Here is a 25,489-nt window from a genome sequence, read left to right as displayed (position 1 = left end):
ATTATTTGATTTCACCTGGAAATCACGCAAAGAGTAGCCTATCTGCCAATAAATTGAAATTATAAATTTCCGAAAATCCAGGCTGCGCTAAAAAAGCGCAACCCTCTCGCTACAACAACAAGCGACGAATATCCGACAACAGGGCCGAGAGAGCTACCGTAAAGCGCGCCGCCTGCGCACCATCAATAACCCGATGATCGTAGGAGAGAGATAGAGGTAGCATCAGCCGGGGCTTGAACTTCTTGCCATTCCATACCGGCTTCATGGATGAACGCGACACACCCAATATCGCCACTTCAGGTGCGTTAACAATGGGAGTAAACGCCGTCCCGCCTATACCGCCAAGACTGGAGATGGAGAAACAGCCGCCCTGCATGTCGGCCGGTCCAAGCTTGCCCTGCCTGGCCCGCCCGCTCACCTCGGCCAGTTCGGCAGCCAGCTCAAAAATCGATTTCTTCTCCACATCCCGGATCACCGGCACCATCAAGCCGTTTGGCGTATCCACAGCAATGCCTATATTGAAGAAGCGCTTGTAGATCAGTTTCTCCCGGTCCGGACTGAGCGAACTGTTGAAATCAGGCATCTCTTTCAAACAACCGACACACGCTTTCATCAAAAAGGGCATGAAGGTCAACTTGATCCCCTGTTTTGCGGCAACCGCCTTCTGCTCTTCCCTGAACGCCTCCAGCCCGGTGATATCCGCCTCGTCAAACTGGGTCACGTGGGGGATATTCAACCAGCAGGCGGTCAGGTGATTACCGCTGATCTTCTTGATCCGACTGAGCGGCTGAACATCCACCTCACCGAATTGGGTGAAGTCGATCTCCGGTACTGCCGGCAGACGCAACCCACCCACTGCGGCCACCGCCGGACTGCTTGCCTGCAGTTTCTGCTTGATATAGTTCTGCACATCGGGCTTGGTGATTCGCCCCTTTCGACCCGTGCCGGTAACCTGCGCCAGATCCACACCCAACTCACGGGCAAAACTGCGAATAGACGGGCTGGCATGGGCCACGCCGGTTGGTACATCCGACTCGGCATGCCTTACTGGTGGCTGCCGTTGCGCCTTGTCCCCGGGTAGCCGCTCGGGTGGTTTCTGCTCACCCGGTGATTCCTCTTCATCCCGCTCCTCTACGGCATGCTCTAGGGAGGACTCCGACCCGTGAGCGGGGGCATCTTTACCGCCCGACTCATCCGCCTGCTTATCCTCCTCCGCGTCAGCCGCTCCCGCCTGATCATCCCTGGCGGCGCGCTTCTCCTGATCCGACTCACCGGACTCAGCCGCCTCAAGCGTCAACAGCAGATCCCCCTCGCTGATGGTGTCGCCAACCTTGACCTTGACCGACTTGACCACACCAGCGTGGGCGGCCGGAATCTCCATCGTTGCCTTGTCGCTCTCCAGGGTAACCAGGGAGTCCTCCACCTGAATACGGTCCCCCTCCGAGACCAGCACCTCAATTACCTCAACACCGGAAAAATCTCCAATATCCGGCACCAGTTCTTTTATTTCACTCGCCACAGCGGGCCTCCAGATTGTTCGCAATGCCTGTTACAGCTCAGTTCAGACGGGTATCCACGAGTCATACCGTCAGGGGATTGGGTTTTTCAGGATCGATTCGGTATTTCTTGATCGCCTTGCTCACCTCCGCCTCCTTGATACCCCCATCATCCGCAAGCGCCTTGAGTGCCGCCACAACGATGTAGTAGCGGTTCACCTCAAAGAACTTTCGCAACTGGCTGCGCGTGTCGCTGCGACCATAGCCATCCGTGCCGAGCACACGGTAGGTGCCCGGCACAAAAGGCCGAATCTGATCCGCGTAGCTGCGAATATAATCCGTCGCGGCAACCACCGGGCCGGACTGGTCACCCAGTTGTTCGGCAACATAATTGACTCTGGGCGTCTCCTCCGGATGAAGCATGTTCCAACGATCAACCTCGAGTCCGGCGCGCCGCAGCTCATTGAAACTGGTCACACTCCAGACATCGGATGAGATAGCAAAGTCCTGCTCCAGCAGTTCAGCGGCGGCCAGCACTTCCCTGAGAATGGTGCCGCTCCCCAGCAGCTGTACCCGCTGCTTCTTCTTGCGCCCGGTCGACTGGTAGCGGTACATACCCTTGACAATCCCCTGCTCAACCCCTTCCGGCATGGCCGGCTGGTGGTAGTTCTCGTTCATTACGGTGATGTAATAGAATAGATTCTCCTGCTCCTGATACATGCGCCGCAGACCGTCCTGGATGATTACGGTCAGTTCATAGGCAAAGGCCGGATCATAGGCAACACAGTTTGGAATGGTTGCGGCCTGCAGATGGCTATGGCCGTCCTGATGCTGCAACCCCTCGCCCGCCAGCGTGGTGCGCCCGGCGGTGCCACCGATCAGAAATCCACGCGCCTGCATATCACCTGCCGCCCAGGCCAGGTCACCGACCCGCTGGAAACCGAACATCGAGTAGTAGGCATAGAAGGGGATCATGCTGATGCCGTGATTTGCGTAGGAAGTAGCCGCCGCTATCCAGGAGGACATGGCGCCCGCCTCGGTGATACCCTCCTGCAGGATCTGACCCTTTTTATCCTCCCGGTAATACATCACCTGATCGGAGTCCACCGGCGTATAGAGTTGCCCCACTGAAGAGTAGATGCCCAACTGACGGAACATACCCTCCATTCCGAAGGTGCGCGCCTCATCCGGAATAATCGGCACCACCCGTTTGCCCACCTGCTTGTCACGTATCAGGATCGACAGGATGCGGACAAAGGCCATGGTGGTGGACATCTCCCGATCGCCGCTGCTCTCCAGCATGACCTTGAAGAACTCCAGTGACGGCACTTCCAGGGGTTGGGTATTCGCGTAGCGAGCCGGCAGGTAGCCGCCCAATGCCTCGCGTCGCTCCTGCAGATACTTCAGTTCCGGACTGTCTGCCGCCGGTTTGTAGAACGGCGTGGCGTTGAGCTGTTCATCCGGGATGGGGATATTGAAGCGATCACGAAACGCCTTTAGTGCCGCCTCCCCCATCTTCTTCTGTGAGTGGGTGATATTCTGCCCTTCACCGGCAATGCCCATACCGTAACCTTTCACGGTCTTGGCCAGGATAACCGTCGGCTGCCCGGTATGCTGCATGGCGGCCGCGTAGGCGGCGTAGATCTTGTAGGGATCGTGGCCGCCCCGATTCAGGCGCCAGATATCCTCATCAGTCATGTTGGCCACCATATCGGCCAGTTCCGGGTACTTGCCGAAAAAGTGCTCCCTTGTGTAGGCACCGCCTTTCGCCTTGTAGGTCTGGTAATCGCCATCCACTGCCTCTTCCATGCGCTTCTGCAGCAACCCTTGCTTGTCCCGCGCCAGCAGGGGATCCCAGTAGCCGCCCCAGATCACCTTGATGACGTTCCAGCCGGCTCCCCGGAACACCCCCTCAAGCTCCTGGATAATCTTGCCGTTTCCCCGTACCGGCCCGTCAAGCCGTTGCAGATTACAGTTCACCACGAAAATCAGGTTATCCAGGCGCTCTCGGCCCGCCAGGGATATGGCTCCCAGTGATTCCGGCTCGTCGCTCTCCCCATCACCCATGAAGGCCCACACCTTGCGCTTCTCTGTACTGACAATGCCCCGATCATGGAGATAGCGCATAAATCTCGCCTGGTAGATCGCCATCAGGGGGCCCAGCCCCATGGATACCGTGGGAAACTGCCAGAAACCGGGCATCAGCCAGGGGTGTGGATAAGAGGAGAGTCCTTCACCCTCGGACTCCTGGCGGAATCCATAGAGATCCTCTTCACTGAGGCGCCCCTCAAGGAAGGCCCGGGCATAGATCCCCGGCGCGGAGTGACCCTGGAAAAAAACCAGATCACCGTCTCGGGAATCACTGCGGGCATGAAAGAAGTGATTGAAAGCAACGTCATACAGCGTGGCGGCCGAGGCGAAACTGGAGATGTGTCCACCCAGTTCCGGACTCAGCCGATTGGCCTGCACCACCATTGCCATGGCATTCCAGCGAATGAAGGAGCGGATGCGGCGCTCCATCGCGGGATCCCCGGCAAAGCGTTTCTGCTTGGTCACAGGGATGGTATTAACATAGGCGGTGTTGGCGCTGTAGGGGAGATAGGCACCTGACCGACGTGCCTTGTCGATCAGGCTCTCGATCAGGTAGTGGGCCCGTTCGGTCCCTTCGTTCTCCAGGACGGCCTCAAGGGCCTCCAGCCACTCACGGGTCTCTTCAGGATCAATATCCGGCTTCATAGAACACGCTCTCTTTTTCTTCAGTGCATAAACCCATTGTTTTAGAGAAATACCCGGGCAGTTACGAAGGAAACTATTAAACCGGGCATTACTATTGAGTAAATCAATACTTTATATTGTGGAAACAAATATACAGGATTCACTCAAATCCGATCAACCGCAATCCAGGGCGAGCTCACTATGTGCATTGAGCATTGACGATGGGTGTTTATACGGAGAAAGAGGAACCGGAGTGGCTTGTGAATTTTCTAGCAGCGCAAGCAGGATGAACGGAGAGGAAAAGGGCCGCGCAGTCAGAGGAGTTGATGGGCACGCAGGCTTTGCCCATCCTACCCGCTGTGCTTCGCGGCATAAGTCCATCCCTGGAAAAAGCCACTCTCGCACACCCTTGTGCTTCGTGGCATAAGTCCATCCCTGGACAAAAAAAGCACCCGCAGTGATCACTGCGGGTGCTTCATGGATGTCGCTACAGGGAGTCGCCCCTGCAGCAAGTGCGGGATCAGATATCGCGGGCGGTATGACGCGCTTCCATCTCCTTGCGTACGGCATCCTGCTGCGCTTTGGCAGAAGCACGCTGTGCCTCGACGCGCTTCATCATTTCGGCGCGACGAGCCTCCATCTGTTTCTGCATCTCGTCACGACGGGCCTGGATATCGGCAGGAAGTTCGAACTGGGCTGCATCAGGTGCAACAAACGGCTGAGGCTGCATGGTGAACTCTTCAGCAAATTTGCGTTGCGCCTCCACAGCATCCTGCATCGCCTTGGCCTGCTGTTCTGCAAAGGCCCGTTGCTGTTGCTCCATCGCTTGCTGCTGATCTTCGGTCAGCGGAGCGACCGGGGCGTAGGCACCCTGGTAAGGATATCCATAGTACGGCTGGTTATAACCATAGCCATCACCATAGCCTGAAAAACGACTGCGACCGCTGAAATTCATGCTGAATGAAGCATCACCATTTCCGAAGCCATCGCCCAGACCATTAAACGGTCCGCCCCACCAGGCACTGGCAGTCATGGATACCGTTGAAAGAGCCGCAGCCGCGACCAGAGTAGCAATCTTTTTCATAATCAAAATCCTTCCGTTGTTTACACTCAACCCCCAACCGCTGCCTGCAGTGACCCCTTGAAACTCCAGATCGTGCCGCGCGTGAAAAGGACTGTTTAAAGTAATCGGGTACGTCCCTGTACCTCACCCTTCCCTGGAGGGTTATCTGTCTCTCGACCCTAACTTATTTCGCAGGGGCGGGGGCAGGGGCAGCCTGAGGGGCTACCGGCGCAACCGGATAACCGTACGGGGCGTAACCATAGGGAGCACCATAGGGGGCGTAGCCATAGGGCGCATAGCCGTAGTACGGATTGTTATAACCGTAGCCTCTGCCGGTTCCGTAGACATTGCTGCGACCACTGAAATTCATGTTGAAGTCACCAGCGCCATCACCAAAACCGTCACCCATGCCATTCCAGGGACCACCGCCCCAGGGACCACCCCACCAGGCGGAAGCAGAAGCAGAAGAAGCCAACAAGGCAGCGATTGCGGCAGCTTTAACAATTTTGTTCATCGTAAACTCTCCGTAAATTTGAATTCGTTTCTATCTCCAACAGAAAGCCTGATTACTGCATTGCTTTCTTGGTGATAAGAATATTAGAATTTACTTAAACTGCATAATTGTAAATAATTATCTATATATAAAATATTTTTATTTATTCAATCCCGGGATACCAATCACATTTTCTTTTCACACATAAAAAAGGCTCTGTCCCAGTTACCTGTTGTATGAGAGGTGGCCTTTTTGTAGAAGCGGATTTATCCGCGAAATTCGCGACTGAAGCCACTCCTACCGCTACGCCTGGCCGCCGGAGAGGGGTTTGATCTGCAGGAGGCCCGCCCCGGGCCGAATTCGCGGCGAGGCGCCGCTCCTACCGGGCGAATCGCCAAGCCAAGCCAAGCCAAGCCAAGCCAAGCCAAAACAACACCAACACATAATTGGGACAGAGCCATAAAAAAACCCCTTCTGGATCGAAGGGGTTTCGGGATTATTGGCGGCTTTATTCCATCGGTTCTGGAGGGGGTGCGCCATCATAGACGTCATGGCGACGTTTCTGCAGATAAGCGTCGCGCTGGAATTCATAAGGGTCCAGGGCCGCTTCCTCCAGCACCCGGCTGGCACTGAGCAGATCCGCACGGGTATCAATGGCCCGTAAACCGATCAGACTGTAGCGCCAGTGGTTGGGTTTAACATAACGCACCGGATCGGTATACCAGTCAACAACCAGACCCACGGTATCGCGTCCGTTACTCGGACCGAAGAACGGCAGCACGATGTAGGGGCCAGGATCCATACCCCAGGCGCCCATGGTCTGGCCGAAATCCTCTCCATACTTCTGCATATTCATATTGCTGGCTACATCAATGAAGCCGAGCAGTCCGATGGTGGAGTTTACCAGAACCCTCCCTACATCAGTGGCGGCACGCTCCAGTTTGAACTGCAACAGGTTATTGATCGCAGAGCCGACATCAGCCAGATTGCCGAAGAAGTTGCTGATGCCCGTGTCCACCGGAGCAGGAGTAATCGCCTTGTACCCTTTGGCCAACGGCTTCATCAGGATATTATCCAGCCCGTCATTAAACGAGTACATCGCCCGGTTGAAGCCTTCAATCGGATCACGTGGATCCTGATAATCACCCGTCGTTGCGCAGCCGGACAGTACAACCGCCATCAGCGTAAGCAGTGTAACTCTCAACTGCCTGAAAAGACGCTCACCCTTCATTTTTCTTATCCTTAACAGATCAACTCGTTTGACTTATATCAGATTTTGTACAGAAGATTCCCCAAACAGAGGCGGAATTTATCATATCTGACTATATGGCACACCCATAAACTGAATTATCAGTATTTTCTGACGATCCGGTACCCGCGCCTTTCCAGCATCCTTAGCATGCCCTGTTCACCCGGAAGATGCAGGGCACCCACCGCAATAAAAGCACCACCCTGTGCCAGAGGCGCTACCAACCTCTCAACCATACGTTGATTCCGCTCGTCAACCGCCTTGACCTGGAACCGATCAGCCAGTTCCGAGGCACTCGAATCGAGCAACTGCTGGTTGATCTCCACCAATCCCTGAAGGTCCTGCTTGAGGTAGCGTTCGAGTAGCGCCTGAAAGATTGTCGGCAGCTGATCAAGATTATTTAACGCATCACGTAACAAATTAATCTGTTCATCCTCGGACAAGGTGTCAAACAGGTCCATCTGCTCGCGAATTGTCTCGAGGCCTGTGACCTCTTTATTTAGCGTCCTGGCCCGCTGATAGAGCACAAGATCAAGAAATCGTCCTGTTTCGGCAGGCGGAAGACTCAGCAGCATCGCCAGAGCCCAGGGCTTGTAGTGTCGCAGCGCCACCTCGGGAAGACCCAGTTGTGCAGCGGCCCTCACCGTCTGTTGATACAGGGATGGCTCAAGGAGGTCGGTTATTTCTCTCCCGTCATCCAGTAGCATACCCGCTACGGAGGCAAGCATATTGGCGGCATCCATATCCACTTCAACGTACAATCGGGGCGACTCGATAAACGCCCTCTCCACCGGCTCAGGCAAGGCAAGCACCCGTTGATCCTCGGAATGTATCGTACCGAACAGATAGCCGGCAGACTCCCCGTCTTTCTCAATATGGAACAGCACTCCTTGCCCGAAGGGGAGTTCGTCACCACAGGCGGGCGCCATCCAGGCAGCAAACACCATCAACAGCATCAACAGACTGCAAAACTGCCGTTTCATACAATTACTTCCTATCGCAATCCGGGTCACCTCTATGAATCAGGATAGGCGCTCGGAGCAACTGATGCCGAGGATTTTCCTTAACACCACCATTCCGAATAAAACCCGCCGGGATATGGGCCGCCATTTTCGCGATCACTGGATGTTCTGATCGAAAACCGGGGCCGATTCCTTTATCCTGTGCCGCTATGACCGACTACCCATTCAATCCGGCCATCGCACAACGCTTTCGTGGTTTTCTTCCCGTGGTTGTTGATGTGGAGACCGCCGGCTTCAATGCCGAGACAGACGCCTTGCTGGAGATCGCCGCCGTCATCCTGGTCATGGATGAAAGCGGCCGACTCCACACCACGCCTTGTCACGCCCGCCATGTCGCGCCCTTTCCCGGAGCCAACCTGGAACCCAAAGCGCTGGAATTCAACGGCATCGACCCTGATCATCCGTTTCGCAATGCACTGCCGGAACAGCAGGCACTGAACGAGATCTTTACGCCGATTCGCAAGGCTGTTAAGGCCAGTGGCTGCAATCGTGCGATCCTGGTCGGCCACAACGCCTTTTTCGACCTGGGTTTTCTGAATGCGGCGGTGGCACGCGCCGGCATCAAACGCAACCCATTCCACCCCTTCAGCACCTTTGACACGGTTTCACTCTCGGGATTGGCCTTCGGTCAGACCGTGCTCGCAAAAGCCGCCATGGCAGCCGGTCTGGAGTGGGATAATACTCAAGCCCATTCAGCCATATATGATACCGAGAAGACTGCAGAGCTGTTCTGCCGGATAGTCAATCAGTGGCAACAGCAGGCCACCGAGTATCCTTGGCTGCAGGAGAGCAAAACGATCATTCCGGGATAGATCCCCTCCCCGTTCCCAGGAATCCTCACTATCACTCCATCCCCGGATAAATACGCTCCCACACATCCCTCGGCTCTGGCTTCCTCGACAGCCAGTTCCCGACGCTGTCTACCACCGCCCTCCCTGGCGGTGTGCTTTGCTCTACCTCCTCCATCCCTGGAGTCGTGTGCTCCGCGTTATAAATCCATCCCTGGATAAAAAACCGGCTGCGCATTACTGCGCGCCGGTTTTTTCTGGCTTCAGGGCGGAGCCTTTTTTTCGGCCATCGGCGTTTACTTGCCGGCGGCCTCTGCTGTCATTTTCTGCAGCTCGCCGGTCTGGTGCAGTTCCAGGGTAATGTCGCACCCGCCCACCAGTTCACCCTTGATATAGAGTTGCGGAAAAGTCGGCCAATCAGCATAACGGGGAAGATTCTCAAAAATCTCCGGGTCCGACAGCACATTGACGTAAGCGAACTCTACGCCGCAATCCTGCAGTGCCGCCGCGGCGCGGGATGAGAACCCACACTGGGGGAACTGCGGAGTCCCCTTCATATAAAGCACTATCGGGTTGTTCTCAACCTGCTCTTTGATTCGCTCCAAAACGTCCATCATTCACCTCTATGTTAAACTCACTCTGGGCGGCATATTGGGTCACCCATGGTTAATTTCAAGACCGGCACCCACCCCCCGGCAGTGCGCGGCATGTTCCAATTATCCGACCCGACGGATCAAAATGGCTTGGCAGTACCAATGATCGTAGTGGCCAATCCAAGCACCAGATTAATACCGATCATCCGGCGAATAATCACCAGCTGTGCACCTGCCCCGGGGAGGTCTCCATCCTGCAAGGCTCGCCCCATCTGTTTGTACGGCAGGAAGTAGATATAACAGAACACCGCCACCATAATCAGGGCAATGGCGTGCATGATGTGCACATGGATGCCGGCCTGAGTGCCCAGTATCCCAAGCAAAATACCATATCCGCTGGCCAGTATCAGAACGATGGCAACCCAGACCCAGGGGAAGAAACGATCCAGAGTACGCTTCATCAGGGGTAGCCGCTGCGGTGGTTCCAGCACCTCGATAGCCGCCGGACGCAGCGCCATGTGGGCAAAAAACATACCGCCAACCCAGACCACCACGCCCAGCAGATGTAACGTTAAAATGGCTGAAAACATAACCTGTATCCCTCAATCCTTGGTGAAATATTAATCAATTACCGCCTGGACTACCGGCCGTCCACATTGCGCTGCAACCAGTATTCGAGCAGCGCAAGGTGCCAGAGCTTACTCCCGACCAGCCGGGTGTGGTGCATCTCGGGCGCAGAGAGCAACAAATCGACATAGGCGCGGGAATAGAGACCTCGCTGTCGACAGGCAGCTGATTCCAGAATATCCCGCATAAAGTGGAGAAAGTCACCCCGGACATACTTTAGCGCCGGCATGGGGAAGTAGCCTTTTGGCCGGTCAATCACCGAATCGGGCAAGATCCCTCTGGCCATCGCCTTCAACGGGTATTTCCCCCCCTCGCGCAGCTTCAGCTCAGGCGGACATTGTGCCGCCAGCTCCACCAGCTGTTGATCGAGAAACGGTACCCGCGCCTCCAGACCCCAGGCCATGGTCATATTATCGACCCGCTTGACCGGGTCATCCACGATCAGGGTAGTGACATCCATGCGCAGCACCGCATCCATGAAGCTGTCCGCCCCCGGTTCACCGAGCAACTCGGCGATATGCTGACTGGTGTAATCATCACCCCGGTATTCGGCCGTGACCATGCGCAGATACTCCTCATGATCCCGGTCGAAATAGTGACGGGCAAACCGCTCAACCGGCGATCCCTGTTGCTCGGCCATCATGCGCGAGTACCAGAAGTATCCGCCAAATACCTCATCGGCACCCTGACCGGACTGGACCACCTTGATCTGTTTTGAAACCTGTTCCGACAGCAGGTAAAAGGCCACCGCATCCTGGCCGAACATCGGTTCCGCCATCGCATCCACCGCCTCCGGCAGACGCTTCAGCACCTCCTCGTTCGGTATCAGGTACTTGTGATGGGTAGTTCCGTAGCGTTCCACCACCTGGTCGGAATATTCAAACTCACTCCCCTTCTCATCCGGATGATCCTCAAACCCCACCGAAAAGGTACGCAAATCCGAGACCCCCGACTCCGCCAGCAGTGCCACCAGCAGACTGGAATCAAGCCCGCCCGACAGCAGCACACCCACCGGGACGTCGGATATATTATTACGCTTATGCACCGCCAGGCGTAACGCATCATGAATGGACTCCAGCCACTCGCCGTCACTGCGCGGCCGGGCCGGGCGGGTGGCGGAGAGTTGCCAGTAACGACGTTCCGTGCGCTTGCCATCGGCGTCAAGCAGCAATGAATGGCCCGGCGCCAGCTTGCGCACGCCCTGAAGGATCGTCCGTGGCGCGGGCACTACCGCGTGCAGGGTAAACTGATTATGCAGGGCGACAGCATCCAGGGAAATATCCACCCCGCCGCTCGCCAGCAGCGCCTGGACATTAGATGCGAACCGGAACTGACTATCGCTGTGGCTGTAGTAAAAAGGCTTGATCCCCATCCGGTCCCGCGCCATGAACAGCTGTTTTTTGCCCTGATCCCAGATGGCAAAGGCAAACATCCCCTGCAACTGCTCGACACAGCGATCACCCCAGGCGTGCCACGCCTTGAGTATGACCTCACTGTCGCCATCCGAATAGAAGTGATAACCCTTCTGCTTCAGCGTCTCTCGCAGCGCCGGATAGTTGTAGATCGTGCCGTTGAATACCAGCGCCAGACCCAACTCCTGATCCACCATGGGCTGATTGGCCCGCTCGGAGAGATCGATAATGGCCAGACGCCGATGTCCGAAGGCCAGCGGCCCATCACTATAGCTCCCCTCATGATCAGGCCCACGCCGGTCCAGCCGGGCCGTCATTCTGGAAATCGCCCCCAGATCAGGCCGCCCACCATCAAGACGCAACTCACCACATATTCCACACATTAACTGTTTCCTGTCCTGTCATGCTGTCAAGAAGTATACGGGGACCTGACGAACCCCGTCCCCTGACGCCTGTTTGCTACACCATTATAACCTTGCCCTTGGGGCATCCACACACTATAGCTATGCTTAATCAAGGGATGGCCTTGAATCAAAATTAAGGCTGGTATTACAATACCAAGTAAAATACTATGTTATTACAATTTTAATTTTCAATCACCAAACCCAATTAAGGAAGATATACCATGGCACATGAACTCCCACCCTTACCCTACGCACAGGACGCACTGGAGCCGGTGCTCTCAAAAGAGACCCTGGAATACCATTACGGCAAGCATCATCAGACCTATGTGACCAATCTGAACAATCTGGTAAAGGGTAGCGATTTTGAAAATGCATCTCTCGAAGAGATCATCATGAAAGCCTCCGGCGGACTGTTCAATAACGCCGCCCAGATCTGGAATCACACCTTTTACTGGAACTGCCTCTGTCCGGGCGGAGCCGCTCCCGGGAGTGAACTGGCGGCTGCCATCAACAGCGCTTTCGGTTCCATGGATGAGTTCAAAAAGCAGTTTTCGGCCTCCGCCGCAGGCAATTTCGGTTCCGGCTGGACCTGGCTGGTCAAGAACAGCGCCGGTGGTCTGGAAATCGTCAATACCTCGAACGCGGCCAACCCGATGACGGACGGCAAGACACCACTTCTTACCATCGATGTATGGGAGCACGCCTACTACATCGACTACCGTAATGCCCGGCCCAAATACCTGGAGTCGATCTGGGGCATCGTGAACTGGGAGTATGTCTCGGCCAATTTTGCCGGCTGAACCACCTTGCAAGCCCTGCCCGCCTCCCCCATCCAGGGGGAGGCACTACGCCTGTAAAACACGGTGGAAACCACCCACTCACCCTCTTGAATCCGGCTGATTTCACCCTATATTGATAGTGGGAATAGCTCAATCACAGGAGGTATCAAATGGCACGCATGACATCTGATCCCTGGCAGCTGATGAGGCTGTGGCAGGATGAACTGAACCGTAGTCCGCGCAATCCCCTCGCGCAGAGTGACGATTCCAGTGTGGTAGGTGGCGACTGGACTCCCGCCATCGACATCAAGGAAGAAGAGGATCGTTACGTACTGCATGCCGATATTCCCGGCGTAGAACCGGAAAAAATCGAGCTCACCATGGAAGACGGCATGCTGACAATTAAAGGCGAGAAACGGCACGAGGTGACGGAGAACAAGGAGGGGTACAAGCGGGTCGAACGCTCTTATGGCAGTTTCTACCGGCGCTTCAGCCTGCCGGACAACACCGATCCCGAGCTGATCAAGGCAAGCGGCAAGGACGGCGTGCTGGAAGTAATTATCCCGAAGGTGGAGGCAAAACGCTCGAAAAAGATAGACATCCAGCCGAAACGCAGTAGCTAATTAATATGCCGCCCCGCCAAGCCGGGGCGGTATTTTTATCCAGGGATGGATTTATAACGCGAAGCACAGGGATGTGCGGGAGCGTATTTATCCAGGGATGGATTTATAACGCGGAGAAGGATATGCAGGGCCTGTTTATCCCTCCTGTAGCTCCAGAGCTTTTTGATAGAGCCGGTTTTTCTTTATTCCGGTAATTTTTGCCGCCAGCGTGGCGGCTTGTTTGGTCGGCATCTCTTCCAGAAGAATCTCCAGAATACGTTGTGTCTCGGGATCGATAGCCTCCGCATCCCGGACCGCACCGGCCACCAGCACCACAAACTCCCCTTTCTGCTGATTCAGATCCCGGGACACCAGCTCAACCAGTGAACCCAGGCTCTGAGAGAGGATCGTCTCATGCAGCTTGGTGAGTTCACGGGCGATCACCGCGGGACGGTCCTCTCCAAACACCGCCGCCATATCAGCCAGGGAATCGACGATCCGGTGGCTCGACTCATAGAAGATCAGGGTCATCCCCTCATCCTTGAGGCGCCTGAACTGTTCACGCCTGGCCGGCCCGCTTCTGGCCGGAAAACCCTCAAACAGAAACCGGTCGGTCGGCAGACCGGCCGCCGAAAGGGCGCAGATCAGTGCGCTGGGACCGGGGACCGGGATCACCCGAACGCCCGCCTGTTGGCAGGCGCGCACCAGCGGAAAGCCGGGATCACTGATAAGGGGGGTGCCGGCATCGGATATCAGCGCAATCGTGTCACCGGCCGTCAATTGATCAACCAGCCGTGCAACCAGCTTCTGCTCATTGTGTTCATGCAGTGCCAGTAGCGGGGTGGTGATCGCCAGCATCTGCAACAGCGGCCGACTGTGACGGGTATCCTCGACGGCGATCAGGTCAACCGCGGATAATACTTGCTTCGCCCGTTCTGTGATGTCGCCACGATTGCCTATTGGCATGGCAACTATATACAGGCACCCCTTATCCATTGACACGGCACACTCCAAAAAAAGATACTGTCTTGCTCAATCCTGCCTGCCTGAAAGCGACCATGCAACAAAGACATACTAAATTTCTCCTTGCGCTGTTAATCCTGCTGACTGTAATCGGGTGCGTTCCTTCGCCGGGGGTCAGGGGTACCGATAGCAAAACCGACCAGCTCATGGAGCAGGCGAATACTCTGGAGCAGGTGGGAGAGCATGCCGCGGCGGCTGCATTGTTTGAGCAGCTGGCCCTGCAGGCCCGTCCTCCCGCCGATCAGGCGTTGCTGCTAAGGGCCGCCGAGAATTACTTCCAGGCGCAGGACGGTGAACGCGCCGCCGCGCTGCTGGCCAGAATCAACACCCAGGCCCTGCCGGCCCTGGATTTCCAGAAACGCCTGCTGGTGGCGGAGCTGGCGCTCAATAGAAACCGGCCGGATGAAGCGATGGCCCTGCTGAGCGAAGGCGTACCGGAAGGGACCGACACTCCGCTACGGCAGCGCTTCCATGCCGATCGGGCCGAAGGGTTCCGGTTGTCCGGCAACCTGCTGGAGAGCGCCCGGGAACTGGGCGAGCTGGACCTGTTGCTGGAGGATACGGACAAACGACTGGAAAACCAATTGTTGATTATCCAGACCCTGACCGCCCTGACCGACACCGCGCTCGACCTGCTACAACCCAACCCGCCAGGTATTCAGGGTGGCTGGATGGCCCTGGCAAGAATCATTAAAGGCCACACCGGCGATACCAACCAGATTCAGGAACAGCTGAAGAGCTGGAGAGAACGGTTTCCCAGCCATCCGACCATTCCCGGCCTGCTTGATGGCTATTTCCAAAAACTGGAGAGCCAGTACCAGCGCCCCAACCACCTTGCCATCCTGCTCCCGAAATCGGGGCCCTACGCCAATGCCGCCAAGGCATTGCGGGACGGTTTCATGGCGGCCTACTATCAGCAGCCGCCTGAGAGTCGACCCCAGCTGGTTTTCTATGACAGCAGTGACAGCGCTGATACCTGGCCGCTCTACCGACAGGCAGTGGACTCGGGCGCGGACATGGTGATCGGCCCTCTGAACAAGGAGGGAGTCGCGCAACTGGCCCGGGCCGGCGAACTCGAAGTCCCGGTACTGGCCCTCAACCAGGTACCTCCGGAAACCACACCACCGGTCAGACTTTATCAGTTCGGCCTGGCCCCGGAAGACGAAGCGCGGCAAATAGCCGAACGCGCCTGGCTTGACGGCCACACCCGGGCCATCATTTTCACTCCGCAGGACGATTGGGGTGACCGGATATTGCAGGCATTCCGCGATCGCTGGGAGCGCCTGGGCGGCATCCTGAGCGAGCAACAGCGCTATGACGCCAAAGAGAACGACTTCTCTGGCGCAATCCAGGCGCTGCTGAATCTGGACGAGAGCCAAGCCCGGCGCAGCCGGCTGCAGAAGCTGTTCGGCCAGCAACTGGAGTTTGAACCCCGCCGCAGAGAGGATGCCGACTTCATTCTCCTGGCAGCAAACCCTCTCAAGGCGCGACAGATCAGGCCCCAGTTCCAGTTCCATCATGCCGCCGATATACCGATCTACGCGACCTCCAGCATCTATACCGGCGTACCGACCCCGACTGAAGACCAGGACCTGGAGGGTATCAAATTCCCGGACATCCCCTGGCTATTGCTAAACGAAGGCGACAACCCGTTGGCACGGGATAACCTGGCCCGCCTCCTGCCTGACAGCCAGGGTACCTATCGCCGTCTCTACGCCATGGGCATCGACAGCTTCCGTCTGTTGCCGCATCTCGGGCGATTGCAGTCTTCCCCTCGGGAATCCATCGAAGGCAAGACCGGCAACCTTTACCTTGACAGTATCCGTCAGATCCATCGCCAACTGGTCTGGGCCGAAATGTACAAAGGCGTCCCCAAGGCGATCGGTTATGCTCCCCGCATGATGAGCATGACAGATGAGATGGAGAGCCTCCCTGCCGCCCCCGCCCCCGCACCTTCGGAATCCGAAACTCCGGGAGCCCGCGGTATCATACCGGAGGCCGGCGCCGCCACCATCAAGCCGGCAGAATAGACGGGTGACACTTATTTTCCAGGGTCGGAAAAAAGGGCATGACGCCGAGACACGTGCGCAGCACTATCTGGAGCAGCAGGGGTTGTGTACCCTGCAACGCAACTATCTCTGCCGTGCGGGTGAGATTGATATCATCATGCTGCAGCGGGATACCGTAGTGTTCGTCGAAGTACGCTACCGCAGACAGAACCGCTTCGGTTCTGCAGCCGAGAGTGTGACCCGTACCAAACAACAGAAGATCATCCGCGCCGCCAGTCACTGGCTGAGCCGTGAGAACCGGCACAACGCCCCTTGTCGTTTTGACGTAGTGACCCTCACCGGTGAGGGTGAGGCGCAGATCGAGTGGATCACCGATGCCTTTCAATAGGCCCTGGGAACTTGTCTAGATGAACCTGATCGAACATATCAACGAGACCTTTCATCAGAGCGTGCAGCTGCAGATGGAGTCTCTTCCCGTAGTCGCCGAACCCGTTGCCAGAAGTGCCGAACTGATTGTCCGGCGGTTGCTCGAAGGGGGGAAAATTCTCACTTGCGGTAATGGGGGAAGTGCCGGCAACGCCCAGCACTTCTCCTCCATAATGCTCAACCGGCTTGACCGCGAAAGACCCGGACTGCCGGCGATTGCGCTGACCACCGATTCTTCGACACTGACCGCAATAGCCAATGATTATGACTACGACGAAATTTTCGCCAAGCAGATCCGTACCCTGGGACACCCGGGCGACCTGTTGCTGGCCATCACCACCAGCGGCAACTCGGAGAATGTCAATGCGGCCATTGCAGCGGCCCACGAGCGGAAGATGCTGGTGATTGCCCTCAACGGGCGCGACGGCGGGCGACTCTCGGGACTGCTGCAGGAGGGGGACGAGGAGATCTGCATCCCGGCCGAATCGACGGCCCGCGTACTCGAAACCCACCTCCTGATCATCCACTGCCTGTGTGATCTGATAGATAAACAACTCCTTGGTAACTAAGGGAATAATGGAGAACCTCATGAAAAGAATACTCGCGCTGTTTGTCATCTCAAGCCTCTCCCTGCCGCTGCTGCAGGGTTGCGCCACGGCCGTGGTCGGTGGTGCAGCCACCGGCGCCTCGGTGATTCACGACCGACGCTCGGCCGGCACCATACTGGATGACAAGACCATTACCGTGAAGATCATGAACGAATTACTTAATAACCCGGAACTGCGGGAACACAGCAGCATGAGCGCCACCAGTTACAACCAGGTGGTGCTGCTCACCGGACAGGCGGAAAACGCCGACTATCGCGCCCAGTTCGAGCGCATCGCAGCCGGCACGCCGATGGTAAAGCGCACAGTCAACGAGGTGCAGATCGGGCCCAATGCCACACTTACCGAACAGAGCAAGGACAGCTGGATCACCTCAAAGGCGAAGATCGAACTGTTCAATATCAAACTGCCGCAGTTCGATCCGACCCGGGTCAAGGTGATCACCGAGAAGGGCGTGGTCTATCTGATGGGCATGGTGACCCCCGAAGAGGCGACCGCCGTGGTGGATAAAATCCGTTATCTGAGTGGCGTCACCAAGGTGGTCAAGGTCTTTGAGTACATCTGAGGAGCATACTGCAAAACCGATTAGCGAAGCGGTACGACAAGAGCTGATTGCGATTGTCGGTAGCGTGGCGGTATTGACCGACCCCGGGGATTGCTGGCCTTACGGCTACGACAACAGTCGCCGTCAGGCCCTGCCCCAGGCGGTGGTGTTCGCCACCACCCATGAGCAGGTACGTGACATAGTGGCTCTTTGCAACCGGCAGCGGATCCCATTGATTGCCCGAGGCAAAGGAACCGGCACCACCGGCGCCACGGTACCGGACCGGGGTGGCATCATCCTGGCCCTGGAGCGAATGGACCGGATTCTGGAGATCGATCCGGCCAACCGGATCGCCCGGGTTGAACCCGGTGTGACCAATCAGGCACTGCAACAGGCACTGCAGCCACACGGCTTCTTCTGGCCGCCAGATCCCACCAGCGCAGCAATCTGCACCATTGGCGGTAATCTGGCCTACAATTCAGCCGGGCCGCGAGCGGTTAAATACAACACCCCACGGGAGAACACTCTGGGGTTGCGCGCGGTCACCGGTGCCGGTGAGGAGATCAGGACCGGCGTCATCACCACCAAGGGAGTGGTGGGTTATGACCTCACGCGCCTGCTGATCGGCTCGGAAGGAACCCTGGCCATTATCACCGAGGCGGTACTGAAACTGACGCCCCTGCCGGAGGCCAAGACCACATTTCAGGCTACCTACCGGGACATGCACGCTGCCGCCCGGGCGGTTTCGGCCATCATGGCCCAGCCGATCACCCCCTGCGCCCTGGAATTCATGGACGGTGCCTCCATCGACATGGTGCGCAGCTACTCCGACCTCGATCTGCCGGACAGTGTCGGCGCCCTGCTGATGATCGAGGTGGACGGACCGGAGCATGGCCTGGCCGAGTCACTGCAGGCGGTGATCGAGGCCGCAAGGGTCGAGGGGGTGATCGATATCGAGGTGGCCCACAGTCAACAGGAGATCGAGCGGCTCTGGCGAACCCGCAAGGCACTGTCACCCACGCTGCGCAATATCGCCCCGAAAAAGATCAACGAAGACGTGGTGGTGCCGGTTTCACGAATTCCCGATCTGATCAGCGGGCTTGAACAGCTGTCACGCAGTTACGATATCCAGATCGTCAACTTCGGCCACGCCGGCAACGGCAACATCCATGTCAATCTGCTGACCGACCCGGATGATCCGGAAAAGATGGCGCGCGCCCACGAATGCCTGGGGCAGACCTTTGATCTGGTGCTGCAGCTCGGCGGAACGCTCTCCGGTGAGCATGGTGTGGGGCTGGAAAAACGGGACTTTATTGATCGGGAAATTGACTCCGCAACGCTGCGCCTGATGCACGCTATCCGACACCAGTTCGACCCCCTGGACATCCTCAATCCCGGCAAGACCCTGCCGGAGATGGATGCATGATGCTGAAACCGACCCTGGCCGCACTGCTACTGACCTGCAGCATCTCCGCCTTGGCCATGGAGAGTCAGGTCAACATCTCCGACATAGCCGCTGAGGGCCTGAAGGGCTGGCAGGAACACGACTTCAAAGGCAAGACCCAATACCGGGTGATTAATCTCAATGGCACACCGATGATCAGTGCCCATAGCGATGGTACCGCTTCCGGTCTGTATAAAGAGATCCGGGTGGATCTGCAGGAGACACCCTACCTCAACTGGCAGTGGCAGATAGAGCAACCGTTGAGTGGCCTGAATGAGCAGAGCAAAGCCGGCGATGACTACAGTGCCCGGGTCTACGTGATTATGCGCAGTGGCCTGCTTCCGTGGCGGACCCGGGCCTTGAACTATGTCTGGTCCAGCGGCCAGCCGGCGGGGTCGGACTGGCCCAATGCCTATACCGACCGGGCACGCATGATTGCCGTCCGCTCCGCCACCGACCGCCCAGGCCGACTGTACAGCGAGCGCCGCAATATCCAGGAAGACTTCCAGCGTTACTTCGACACCCGAGTGCGCTATATCGACGTCATCGCCATCATGACCGACACCGACAACTCGGGCCGGCAGGCTCACGCCTATTATGGCGACATCTACTTCTCCAAATAACCAGCCGCCCCTCGCAAAGAGAAACATATTCACACCTCGGCCTCCACACCCCGCACCTAAAATGGTATAAAGTCGCACCAATTTATCCAGCGGCCATTTCCGTCATCCGGTCCGGCCCCATGCTTACAACCTGTAGTCCGGCATCTGAATCGAGGAGCAATTGCGTGACTTACGTCCTTAAAACCCTGTTTTTCCTGTTGCTGGCCCTTCCCGGCGCGGCCCTGGCGGCGGCAACCGGCGACAACAACCTGGATCTGACCAGTCACTGGGTGGGGTATACGGCCATTGCCATCTTTGCCGTAGCCTATCTGCTGGTGATGGCCGAAGAGTTTACCCATCTGCGGAAATCCAAGCCGGTCATCCTGGCAGCCGGCCTGATCTGGTCGATCATCGCCTGGTACTACGCCAGCCATGGCTTTACCCATGAAGCCGAGGCCGCGGTACGCCACAACCTGCTGGAATACGCCGAATTGATGCTGTTCCTGCTGGTAGCGATGACCTATATCAACGCCATGGATGAGCGCAACGTGTTCGAGGCACTGCGCTCCTGGCTGGTGGCCAGGGGCTTCGGTTTCCGGCAGCTGTTCTGGATCACCGGGGTACTCGCCTTCTTCATCTCGCCGGTTGCCGACAATCTGACTACCGCCTTGCTGATGTGTGCGGTGGTGCTGGCGGTAGGCGGCAGCAACAGCAAGTTCATCCTGCTGGCCTGTATCAACATCGTGGTCGCCGCCAATGCCGGCGGCGCCTTCAGCCCGTTCGGTGATATCACCACCCTGATGGTGTGGCAGAAAGGGGTACAGACCCCCCAGGGGGTGGTTGCTTTCGGCAGCTTCTTCGCCCTGTTTATTCCGTCCCTGGTCAACTGGCTGGTGCCGGCGGCCATCATGCATTTTGCCGTACCCAATGAACAACCCAGCGGCGGTGGAAAACCGGTGGCCATGAAGCGGGGCGCCCGACGCATTATCGTGCTGTTCCTGCTGACCATTGTCACCGCCGTCAGTTTCCACAATTTTCTGCACATGCCACCGGTCATCGGCATGCTGACAGGCCTGGCCTACCTGCAGTTCTTCGGCTTCTACCTGAAGAAGACCTATCATCGTGAACGGAACACCAGCAACGGCGAGGCCGCCACCGAACTGGAACACGATGGCCAGATGGGTGACCTGGTCGCCTTCGACGTGTTCAGCAAGGTGGCGCGCGCGGAGTGGGATACCCTGCTCTTTTTCTATGGCGTGGTGCTGTGCGTGGGCGGCCTGGGCTTCATCGGTTACCTGTCGTTGACCTCGGAACTGATGTATATCCAGTTGGGTGCCACCACCGCCAATGTGATCGTCGGTATTCTCTCCGCCATTGTCGACAACATCCCGGTGATGTTCGCCGTACTCACCATGCTGCCTGACATGTCCATGGGACAGTGGCTGCTGGTCACCCTCACCGCCGGTGTCGGTGGTTCGCTGCTCTCCATCGGTTCCGCCGCCGGGGTGGCGCTGATGGGTCAGGCGCGTGGCCGCTACACCTTCTTCGGTCACCTGAAGTGGGCGCCGGTGATCGCCCTGGGCTACGCCGCCAGCATCTATACCCATCTCTGGATCAACTCAGCCATTTTCTGATTCCGGGTAACCACCGGCAGGCACTACTGCCGGTGGTTCGGACTGCATGGTTTCCGTTATCATGGGCGCTGGTTCATTGACACCAAGCGACAACATGCAGATCACCCGAACAACACTCAAGCTGATCTTTCTCTTGCTGCTGTTCAACAGTGGTGTCGCCATGGCGGCCGACGTGGACCGGCTCCTGCCGACGATGACAGCGCACTGGAGCGGCTATTTCGCCCTGGCGGCTTTCGCCCTCGCCATCCTCCTGGTGAGCTTCGAGGAGTACACCCACCTCAGAAAATCCAAACCGGTAATCATCGCCGCCGGCATTATATGGGCATTGATCGGCTGGTACGCGATGACTACCGGCACTACCGATCAGGCGGAACAGAGTGTGCGGCAAAGCCTGCTCCAGTATGCCGAGCTGATGCTGCTGATCCTGGTGGTGATGACCTACATTAATGCCCTGGGTGAGCGGCGTGTGTTCAAGACGCTGCGCGCCTGGCTGTGTAACAGGGGACTCAGCTATCGCGGACTGTTCTGGAGCAGCGGGATCACCACCTTTCTGCTGTCGCCGTTCCTCGACAACCTGGCCAGCGCGCTACTGGTTGGTGCCCTGATCCTGGTGATCGAGCCGGATAATCGGCGTTTCATCAGCCTGGGCTGCCTGAATGTGGTGATTGCCGCCAATGCCGGCGGCGCTTTCAGCCCGTTTGGCGACATCACTACCCTGATGGTCTGGCAACAGAATATCCAGAGCAGCAATGGCACCCTGGACTTCTGGAGCTTCTTTAACCTGTTCATTCCGTCACTCATCAATTTCCTGATACCGGCCTGCGCCATGCACCTGGCATTGCCGAAGGGAAGACCAGACCCTCACTGCGCACCGACCCGTATGCTGCGCGGGGCAAGACGTATTATCCTGCTGTTCATCTGCACCATCGCCACGGCAGTATTTTTCAGAGGTGTACTGCACCTGCCGGCCGTGATCGGCATGCTCACCGGCCTCTCCTACCTGCAGTTCTTTGGCTTCTACCTGAAAAAAACCCACCGGCTCCGGGAAGAGGGGGTGGAGGATGCCGAGCAACTGGCATCACCCATCCCGATCGACAGCAGAAATCCGTTTGATGTGTTCGTCCGGGTGGCCCGGGTGGAGTGGGACACCCTGCTGTTCATCTATGGCGTGGCACTGTCGGTCGGGGGACTCGGCTATATCGGTTACCTGGCCATCGCTTCCGATATCATGTACAGCCAGTGGGGCCCCACCTCCGCCAATATCGCGGTCGGTCTGGCGTCGGCGGTGCTGGAGAATATCCCGACCATGTACAGCGTGCTGACCATGATGCCGGAGATGTCGCGGGGCGAGTGGCTGTTGGCGACCCTGAGTGTCGGCACCGGCGGTTCCGTGCTGGCGATCGGTTCGGCCGCCGGCGTGGCGTTGATGGGGCAATCCAATGGCAAGTACACTTTCTTCAGCCACCTGAGATGGACGCCGGTGATCCTGTTCGCCTATGTTGCGAGCATCCTTACCCACCTGTGGCTGAACGCCCGCCTGTTCTGATCTGCACAGCCGCCACAAAACCGTAAATCGGGGTGACGAACGAACTCCAACAGCATGCGCACTCGCGTGAAACCCCGCCGGGGTTCACAAGCTCACCCCAACTACTAATTGAATGGGTAACCGGGGTAAATCAAAACAACAGGTTCATCATGCCGATCATCACTACCAGGAACAGCAGTGTCATCACGCCACCGGCTCGCATAAAGTCAGGCACCCGATAGCCGGCCGGCCCCATGATCAGTGCGTTTACCTGATGGGTCGGTATCAGGAAGGAGTTGGAGGTGGCAATGGCCACCGTCAGGGCAAACACCGCCGGGTCGGCACCCACACCAATGGCGATGTTCACCGCCAGGGGGACCAGCAGCACGGTCGCACCGACATTGGACATCACCAGGGTAAAGAAAGTGGCCAGTGCGGCGACCGCACTTTGAATCACCCAGACGGGCATTTCGCCAACCACTGAAATGGTCTGCTCGGCAATCCACTTGGCAGTGCCGCTGGTCTCCACCGCCAGTCCCAACGGAATCAGGCTGGCCAGCAGAAACACTGTCTTCCAGGAGACCGCCGAATAGGCCTCTTCAATCTTCAACACCCCCGAAAGCACCATGCCGATAGCTCCTGTCAGCAGTGCAATCGAGAGCCGGATATCGGTGAACAGCACCATGGAGAGGGCTATCACAAAAAACAGTCCGGCCCATCCCACTTTCTGCGGGCGGGTCTCTTCATGGGGATATTCCGTGGTGACCACCACGAAGTTGCGGTCCGATTCCAGGCGCACCAGGGAATCCCAGGTGGTATGCACAACCAGGGTATCGCCCGCCTTGAGCGGAAGATCACGAATATGGTCACCCTCATGCAGGGTTTCGCCGTTGCGATGCAGCGCCACCATGGCGACGCCGTAGGTCTTGCGCAGCCAGACATCTCGGGCGCTCTTGCCAATCAGTTGCGAGCCGGGGGGAATGACCAGTTCGGCGATACCCGCCTTGGTGGAGGCGAGGGATTCGGCAAACGACTTGAGGCCGTTACGCAGCCGCAGATCGAATTTCTCGACCAGGCCTGCCAGATGTTTGGGCGAGGCGAGCACACCCAGCACCATACCACCTTCAATGGCGAAATCGCGGGCCAGATCGCCTCGTCCAATACGAATTCGGCCATTCGCTCCCTTGGTGGCAATCACACGGACCCGGTATTCCGTCTCCACATCATCCAGCATCATACCGACCAGCTCACTCTCCGGTGGTACCACCACTTCAAACAGGGCGTAGTCGATGTCATAGATGCGCTGAAAGTATTCCATAGAGTTGGTGGCGGTCGTACCGCTGTCGCCACCCGCACCCGGCAGCACAAAGCGGCCGGCCAGCACAAAATAGATAATACCGGTAGCCACCAGGGCAACACCCACCGGGGTGACGGAAAAGAGTGACCAGACCTGCATTTGATGATCAGCCGGCAGGGCCTTGTTGGAGGTCAGAATCAGATCATTGAGCAGGATCAGTGGCGAGGAACCGACCATGGTCACGGTACCGCCAAGGATGGCACAAAACCCCATCGGCATCAGCAGTCGCGACATCGGCAGGCCGGAGCGAGCGGAGATACGACTCACCACCGGGAGAAACAGTGCGGCGGCACCCACATTCTGCATGAAGGAGGAGATGAACGCCACGGTGCCCGAAATGATGGGGATGATCCGCTTCTCGGTACTGCCGCCGGCATCGAGAATAAACGCCGCCACCTTGCTCATCACGCCCGTCTTGTCCAGCCCAGCGCCGATAATCATCACCGCGATAATGGAGATCACGGCATTGCTGGAAAAGCCGTCAAACAGATGGGTGGTGGAGACCAGTCCTTCCGACAGCCCCATGATCGGTGCCAGCAGGCTGGTCAGGCCCAGTAACACCATGACGGTCAAGGCGGCCACATCCACACCGACCACTTCAAATGCAAACAGATAGATGGTCAACAACAGCAGGGCAGTGACCCAGGCAATCTGTATGCTCGGAACAACCGTTGCCATGCCGATGGCAAGCAGCGTAAAGACCACAGCCGCGACAATTTTTTTCACGTCCAGCGTGATCGATTCCTTCTTCTCCAGCGAGACCGCAGACTCCATCAACTGTTATACCCCGAAAATTAATATTATGATTATCGGCCACCCTGAATCCGGGGCAACGCGGCATAGTCCGAGCCCCAAAAGACCCGCCCCGAACTGTTCACCTGATATAGCCAGGCAGTCTGCATATACCTTATAAGATTGCCGGCCTGGCAGCCAGCCACACCCGGCAAATTGGGCACGGAAGTATATCAGTCCAGTCTTATATTTATCAAGAAAGCGCCCTGCGCCCCATCGGCCCGACGCCTATCAATGCTTAACTGTATCGTCAACAAATAATCACGCCAACCGACCCTTCCAGTC

At 57.3% G+C, this 25,489-nt stretch carries 22 protein-coding genes; 11 read left to right on the top strand and 11 right to left on the bottom strand.

All coding sequences use genetic code 11. The features are described from left to right. Positions 1-109: 109 nt before the first annotated feature. From A3GO_RS0102620 to A3GO_RS0102595, 6 genes are all read right to left on the bottom strand, one after another. Positions 110-1,519: a dihydrolipoyllysine-residue acetyltransferase gene (locus tag A3GO_RS0102620; RefSeq protein ID WP_029132083.1), complete on the bottom strand. Its 1,410-nt coding sequence runs from the start codon at positions 1,517-1,519 to the stop codon at positions 110-112. 61 nt (positions 1,520-1,580) lie between these two features. Next, a complete protein-coding gene (gene aceE, locus A3GO_RS0102615) occupies positions 1,581-4,232 on the bottom strand; it encodes a pyruvate dehydrogenase (acetyl-transferring), homodimeric type (protein ID WP_037374574.1) in 2,652 nt (883 codons plus the stop codon). Positions 4,233-4,731: 499 nt separating this feature from the next. Further along, positions 4,732-5,295, bottom strand: a complete 564-nt coding sequence (locus tag A3GO_RS26325; protein WP_084609693.1) for a sulfur globule family protein — start codon at positions 5,293-5,295, stop codon at positions 4,732-4,734. A 163-nt stretch (positions 5,296-5,458) separates the two neighbouring features. Beyond that, a complete protein-coding gene (locus tag A3GO_RS0102605; protein ID WP_029132081.1) occupies positions 5,459-5,788 on the bottom strand; it encodes a sulfur globule family protein in 330 nt (109 codons plus the stop codon). Between the two features lie 487 nt (positions 5,789-6,275). Then, positions 6,276-6,998, bottom strand: a complete 723-nt coding sequence (locus A3GO_RS0102600; RefSeq protein ID WP_051301764.1) for an MlaA family lipoprotein — start codon at positions 6,996-6,998, stop codon at positions 6,276-6,278. A gap of 119 nt (positions 6,999-7,117) precedes the next feature. After that, positions 7,118-7,999 carry a TraB/GumN family protein gene (locus A3GO_RS0102595; protein ID WP_051301763.1) on the bottom strand — a complete coding sequence of 294 codons (882 nt, stop codon included), beginning with the start codon at positions 7,997-7,999 and terminating at the stop codon, positions 7,118-7,120. A gap of 188 nt (positions 8,000-8,187) precedes the next feature. Here A3GO_RS0102595 and rnt point away from each other — a divergent pair, with 188 nt between their 5' ends. Continuing rightward, positions 8,188-8,850 carry a ribonuclease T gene (gene rnt, locus A3GO_RS0102585; protein ID WP_029132078.1) on the top strand — a complete coding sequence of 221 codons (663 nt, stop codon included), beginning with the start codon at positions 8,188-8,190 and terminating at the stop codon, positions 8,848-8,850. A gap of 272 nt (positions 8,851-9,122) precedes the next feature. Here rnt and grxD read toward each other — a convergent pair whose 3' ends face one another. The 3 genes from grxD to A3GO_RS0102565 all read right to left on the bottom strand — a co-directional run bounded on the left by grxD (position 9,123) and on the right by A3GO_RS0102565 (position 11,841). Continuing rightward, entirely contained in the window at positions 9,123-9,440 is a 318-nt protein-coding gene (gene grxD / locus A3GO_RS0102575; protein WP_029132076.1) for a Grx4 family monothiol glutaredoxin, read from the bottom strand. A gap of 119 nt (positions 9,441-9,559) precedes the next feature. Next, complete coding sequence (locus A3GO_RS0102570) at positions 9,560-10,009, bottom strand: CopD family protein (protein WP_029132075.1); 450 nt, start codon at positions 10,007-10,009, stop codon at positions 9,560-9,562. Positions 10,010-10,059: 50 nt separating this feature from the next. Further along, positions 10,060-11,841, bottom strand: coding sequence for an N-acetylglutaminylglutamine amidotransferase (locus A3GO_RS0102565; RefSeq protein WP_029132074.1), 1,782 nt, complete (start codon positions 11,839-11,841; stop codon positions 10,060-10,062). Between the two features lie 242 nt (positions 11,842-12,083). On the opposite strand from A3GO_RS0102565, the gene A3GO_RS0102560 reads away from it, so the two are divergent. Both A3GO_RS0102560 and A3GO_RS0102555 read left to right on the top strand, forming a co-directional pair. Further along, entirely contained in the window at positions 12,084-12,662 is a 579-nt protein-coding gene (locus A3GO_RS0102560) for a superoxide dismutase (protein WP_029132073.1), read from the top strand. Between the two features lie 149 nt (positions 12,663-12,811). Next, a complete protein-coding gene (locus A3GO_RS0102555) occupies positions 12,812-13,264 on the top strand; it encodes an Hsp20/alpha crystallin family protein (RefSeq protein WP_029132072.1) in 453 nt (150 codons plus the stop codon). Positions 13,265-13,399: 135 nt separating this feature from the next. Here the strand turns inward: A3GO_RS0102555 and rsmI are convergent, their stop codons facing one another. Next, on the bottom strand, positions 13,400-14,239 hold the full coding sequence (gene rsmI, locus A3GO_RS0102550; protein ID WP_037374572.1) for a 16S rRNA (cytidine(1402)-2'-O)-methyltransferase: 840 nt from the start codon (positions 14,237-14,239) through the stop codon (positions 13,400-13,402). A 62-nt stretch (positions 14,240-14,301) separates the two neighbouring features. Between rsmI and A3GO_RS22220 the strand changes: the two genes are divergently transcribed. The 8 genes from A3GO_RS22220 (at position 14,302) to nhaD (A3GO_RS0102510) (ending at position 23,076) form a co-directional block, all read left to right on the top strand. Continuing rightward, the gene (locus A3GO_RS22220; protein WP_084609691.1) at positions 14,302-16,296 is read left to right on the top strand and encodes a penicillin-binding protein activator; all 1,995 of its coding nucleotides are present in this window, start codon (positions 14,302-14,304) and stop codon (positions 16,294-16,296) included. 13 nt (positions 16,297-16,309) lie between these two features. Beyond that, positions 16,310-16,663 carry a YraN family protein gene (locus A3GO_RS0102540; protein WP_029132070.1) on the top strand — a complete coding sequence of 118 codons (354 nt, stop codon included), beginning with the start codon at positions 16,310-16,312 and terminating at the stop codon, positions 16,661-16,663. Between the two features lie 19 nt (positions 16,664-16,682). Continuing rightward, the gene (locus tag A3GO_RS0102535) at positions 16,683-17,270 is read left to right on the top strand and encodes a phosphoheptose isomerase (protein ID WP_029132069.1); all 588 of its coding nucleotides are present in this window, start codon (positions 16,683-16,685) and stop codon (positions 17,268-17,270) included. A 19-nt stretch (positions 17,271-17,289) separates the two neighbouring features. Then, positions 17,290-17,871 carry a BON domain-containing protein gene (locus A3GO_RS0102530; RefSeq protein WP_051301762.1) on the top strand — a complete coding sequence of 194 codons (582 nt, stop codon included), beginning with the start codon at positions 17,290-17,292 and terminating at the stop codon, positions 17,869-17,871. After that, entirely contained in the window at positions 17,858-19,276 is a 1,419-nt protein-coding gene (locus tag A3GO_RS0102525) for an FAD-binding oxidoreductase (RefSeq protein ID WP_037374568.1), read from the top strand. Before A3GO_RS0102530 ends, A3GO_RS0102525 begins: the two co-directional genes overlap by 14 nt. After that, positions 19,273-19,917, top strand: a complete 645-nt coding sequence (locus A3GO_RS0102520) for a DUF3047 domain-containing protein (protein WP_084609687.1) — start codon at positions 19,273-19,275, stop codon at positions 19,915-19,917. Before A3GO_RS0102525 ends, A3GO_RS0102520 begins: the two co-directional genes overlap by 4 nt. A gap of 164 nt (positions 19,918-20,081) precedes the next feature. Continuing rightward, positions 20,082-21,530, top strand: a complete 1,449-nt coding sequence (gene nhaD / locus A3GO_RS0102515) for a sodium:proton antiporter NhaD (protein ID WP_029132065.1) — start codon at positions 20,082-20,084, stop codon at positions 21,528-21,530. A gap of 61 nt (positions 21,531-21,591) precedes the next feature. Continuing rightward, positions 21,592-23,076: a sodium:proton antiporter NhaD gene (gene nhaD, locus A3GO_RS0102510; RefSeq protein ID WP_245621645.1), complete on the top strand. Its 1,485-nt coding sequence runs from the start codon at positions 21,592-21,594 to the stop codon at positions 23,074-23,076. A 130-nt stretch (positions 23,077-23,206) separates the two neighbouring features. Here nhaD (A3GO_RS0102510) and A3GO_RS0102505 read toward each other — a convergent pair whose 3' ends face one another. After that, positions 23,207-25,186: an SLC13 family permease gene (locus A3GO_RS0102505; protein ID WP_037374566.1), complete on the bottom strand. Its 1,980-nt coding sequence runs from the start codon at positions 25,184-25,186 to the stop codon at positions 23,207-23,209. Positions 25,187-25,489: the final 303 nt, after the last annotated feature.

This window comes from Sedimenticola selenatireducens DSM 17993 (assembly GCF_000428045.1).
Classification (GTDB): Bacteria; Pseudomonadota; Gammaproteobacteria; order Chromatiales; family Chromatiaceae; genus Sedimenticola; species Sedimenticola selenatireducens.
The sequence above is the reverse complement of the archived record's forward strand: the minus strand, read 5'-3'. Positions and strand labels throughout refer to the sequence as shown.

Bases quoted from the DNA above. Each gene is read 5' to 3' on its own strand.
- A3GO_RS0102505 (WP_037374566.1), bottom strand. From the start codon at position 25,186: ATGGAGTCTGCGGTCTCGCTGGAGAAGAAGGAATCGATCACGCTGGAC.
- grxD (WP_029132076.1), bottom strand. From the start codon at position 9,440: ATGGACGTTTTGGAGCGAATCAAAGAGCAGGTTGAGAACAACCCGATA.
- A3GO_RS0102595 (WP_051301763.1), bottom strand. From the start codon at position 7,999: ATGAAACGGCAGTTTTGCAGTCTGTTGATGCTGTTGATGGTGTTTGCT.
- A3GO_RS0102530 (WP_051301762.1), top strand. From the start codon at position 17,290: ATGAAAAGAATACTCGCGCTGTTTGTCATCTCAAGCCTCTCCCTGCCG.
- A3GO_RS22220 (WP_084609691.1), top strand. From the start codon at position 14,302: ATGCAACAAAGACATACTAAATTTCTCCTTGCGCTGTTAATCCTGCTG.
- A3GO_RS26325 (WP_084609693.1), bottom strand. From the start codon at position 5,295: ATGAAAAAGATTGCTACTCTGGTCGCGGCTGCGGCTCTTTCAACGGTA.
- rsmI (WP_037374572.1), bottom strand. From the start codon at position 14,239: ATGGATAAGGGGTGCCTGTATATAGTTGCCATGCCAATAGGCAATCGT.
- A3GO_RS0102600 (WP_051301764.1), bottom strand. From the start codon at position 6,998: ATGAAGGGTGAGCGTCTTTTCAGGCAGTTGAGAGTTACACTGCTTACG.
- A3GO_RS0102520 (WP_084609687.1), top strand. From the start codon at position 19,273: ATGATGCTGAAACCGACCCTGGCCGCACTGCTACTGACCTGCAGCATC.
- A3GO_RS0102560 (WP_029132073.1), top strand. From the start codon at position 12,084: ATGGCACATGAACTCCCACCCTTACCCTACGCACAGGACGCACTGGAG.
- A3GO_RS0102605 (WP_029132081.1), bottom strand. From the start codon at position 5,788: ATGAACAAAATTGTTAAAGCTGCCGCAATCGCTGCCTTGTTGGCTTCT.
- nhaD (WP_245621645.1), top strand. From the start codon at position 21,592: ATGGGCGCTGGTTCATTGACACCAAGCGACAACATGCAGATCACCCGA.
- A3GO_RS0102555 (WP_029132072.1), top strand. From the start codon at position 12,812: ATGGCACGCATGACATCTGATCCCTGGCAGCTGATGAGGCTGTGGCAG.
- rnt (WP_029132078.1), top strand. From the start codon at position 8,188: ATGACCGACTACCCATTCAATCCGGCCATCGCACAACGCTTTCGTGGT.
- A3GO_RS0102565 (WP_029132074.1), bottom strand. From the start codon at position 11,841: ATGTGTGGAATATGTGGTGAGTTGCGTCTTGATGGTGGGCGGCCTGAT.
- aceE (WP_037374574.1), bottom strand. From the start codon at position 4,232: ATGAAGCCGGATATTGATCCTGAAGAGACCCGTGAGTGGCTGGAGGCC.
- A3GO_RS0102535 (WP_029132069.1), top strand. From the start codon at position 16,683: ATGAACCTGATCGAACATATCAACGAGACCTTTCATCAGAGCGTGCAG.
- A3GO_RS0102570 (WP_029132075.1), bottom strand. From the start codon at position 10,009: ATGTTTTCAGCCATTTTAACGTTACATCTGCTGGGCGTGGTGGTCTGG.